This is a genomic window from Chryseobacterium sp. BGARF1, assembly GCF_001677955.1.
Taxonomy (GTDB): domain Bacteria; phylum Bacteroidota; class Bacteroidia; order Flavobacteriales; family Weeksellaceae; genus Chryseobacterium.
Map to the genome: position 1 here is coordinate 1 of NZ_LELA01000123.1, position 300 is coordinate 300.

General features: G+C 33.7%; 1 protein-coding gene. It reads right to left on the bottom strand.

The annotated features are described in order from the left end of the window. Positions 1 to 40: 40 nt before the first annotated feature. A partial coding sequence (locus tag AB671_RS19905) for a T9SS type A sorting domain-containing protein (RefSeq protein WP_228391024.1) occupies positions 41 to 300 on the bottom strand: 260 nt, incomplete at its 5' end.

The window sequence follows — 300 nt, forward strand, 5'->3', positions numbered from 1 at the left end:
AGCTCTCATTTCTGAGAGCTTATTCTATTTAATAAATTGGTTATTCTTTAATGAATTTTCTCTGAGCTGTGCCCTGAACATCATCAATATCAATTACGTATAGACCGTTGATTAATCTGCTTACGTCAATCTTATTATTTAAGATTACTCCGCTTGAGATTACCTGGCCGGCTGCACTGTAAATGGTGTATTTAGCTTTTTTGCTCACATTTTTCACATTCAGAATTGATTTAACTGGGTTTGGATAAATCAAAATATCTGTTTGGTTTACAGTATTCACTGTTGGCAATTGAGAGATTC